The following is a 1,838-nucleotide window of genomic DNA, read 5'->3' as shown; positions in this document are numbered from 1 at the left end:
CCCTTCTGCCAGGGATAATTGTCTGAACCGGGTTCGTAAAACTTTGGATTACTCCGCCAGTATTCCATCTTCAGCGCAGGGCTGATCTTAAGCCCTCCCTTTTCTATGTCATACATGGTGATCCAATTCAATCTTATGCTGTCTCCCTGTATAGTTGGTAAATCAAGGGAATTGGCAGAGTTCTTATAGGTATAAACAAATCTGTTAATCCCCCATCCCAGGCTGAAGTTGCTCCGGAGAGGAAAACCGCTCTTTCCAGCATCAATAAACCCTCCCAGTAACGGAAAGGCCCCGGAAAAAAACCTGTCTTGATAGTTCTCAGGATCCTGGCTTTGCAGAGAATCAATGTAACCCTTTGCTCCGGCAAAAAAACCAATCCCTATCAGTTCATGAAACCTGCTCCCCAGATGTATGCTCACTTCATCGGAACCAAGTACCAAACGTCTATCGGGTATTCCTGTTGGTGCTTGCTTCCCAACAAACATGTCCGCTTTTATTCCTGCCTGAAAAATTCCATTGGAAGTTCCGCCTGCCAGTCCAAGTCCAAAGCGGGCCAGAGGTATCCTGGTATCTATTACACTGTCCTTAATTGCTATTTCAGGTCTGTAGAAGAAATCGAAAACAATAGTTCCGGGATTGGAAAGTCTTATATGAGGAGCAACAAAGTTTCGGGCAATGTTGTTGATATCAAAAACTTTATTACTGACACGATAAAAATACATCGACAGGTCCGCATTCACCATTGTACTCTCAGATTCAAGCCATCCCAGAGGTGACCCTGCATGTTCTGCGGCATTATATTTCGACTCAGTTGAAAATTGCAAGGTATATGGATTTTCTGCTTGAACGCTTAAGGATAGCACCGCGATAATAAGTAGAACTCTCATCAGAATCTCCTTTTCAGGAATAAGCTCCCGGGTTGGTTCAGAATAATTTATTAAAATAACTCACGCAAATATACTGAAGTACAATTAACCCTCAACTGATTGTCAATTATGAAAAAGCCGGACCCAGCCCCAGAGCAAAAAGAAAGCAGCCATAGATGGAGTGTTCGATGACTGTAAGCAGAAAAGAGTCTGTCTCCTGGTAGGTTTTTGAGAAGAAATAACCCCCTGCCAGGGTTAGTGCCACTGCTACAAGGTTGAGGTAGATGATGTGCACGAAAGAGAATACTACCGTCGATGCAAATAGCAGTAAACCTTTGCCGGGGAAAAGTTTCCTGTAACGGTGAAAAAAAAAGACCCTGTAAAGAATCTCCTGTGGGATAACAGAAAGCAGGATATAAATAACCGATCCACCTGTCCAGAATAATGGGTCTTTACCTGGAACCGTAAAAAGGTCATCAGGAACAAGAATCATTCCAAGGAGAAGGAGCGCTGGTACAGAAAGTAAAAAACGCTTCAATACCCAAAGTATCTGTCCTTTTTTGATTTTGGTCCTTAAGAGTGTTTTGATGCTGAACTCCGGTTCACTTGCTAGAAATACTACTGAAGTTGCACAAAGAATTATAAGAATCGCGATTCTGTTAAGGGTTATAAACCTGAGGAAAATTGCGGAAGGGATTACTATATAGACCACGATGAACTCTATGGCGAGCAGAAGTTTTTGCATCAAGAGAGCCTCCTGAATCACCCAAAGGGGATGATTAATACCCGGAGAGCATTTTATCAGTATAGGAATGAGTATTAATTTCTAAATAACATTTTTCGATCCCGATTCCGATACCGACCCCGATGAGGAGAACACTAACCCGCTGTCATTCCCCCGTCAACCGGAATGCTTGCTCCTGTTACAAACGATGCCTTGTCGGAGCAAAGCCACATTGCGGCCTCTGCAAT

The 1,838-nt window shown here is 43.2% G+C and carries 3 protein-coding genes; all 3 read right to left on the bottom strand.

Going from position 1 to position 1,838, the window contains the following annotated elements:
• Window positions 1-887, bottom strand: an 887-nt coding sequence (locus GX089_00905; GenBank protein NLP01030.1) for a hypothetical protein, incomplete at its 3' end; no start/stop codon positions are given.
• Window positions 888-993: 106 nt separating this feature from the next.
• On the bottom strand, window positions 994-1,611 hold the full coding sequence (locus tag GX089_00900; GenBank protein NLP01029.1) for a CPBP family intramembrane metalloprotease: 618 nt from the start codon (window positions 1,609-1,611) through the stop codon (window positions 994-996).
• 134 nt (window positions 1,612-1,745) lie between these two features.
• The coding region (locus GX089_00895; protein ID NLP01028.1) for an SDR family oxidoreductase at window positions 1,746-1,838 on the bottom strand (93 nt) is incomplete at its 5' end.

The organism is Fibrobacter sp. (genome assembly GCA_012523595.1).
Classification (GTDB): Bacteria; Fibrobacterota; Chitinivibrionia; order Chitinivibrionales; family Chitinispirillaceae; genus JAAYIG01.
This window is presented reverse-complemented; position numbering and strand designations above follow the sequence as displayed.

Excerpts from the sequence above, each read along its gene's own strand:
- GX089_00900 (NLP01029.1), bottom strand. The coding sequence starts at position 1,611 with ATGCAAAAACTTCTGCTCGCCATAGAGTTCATCGTGGTCTATATAGTA.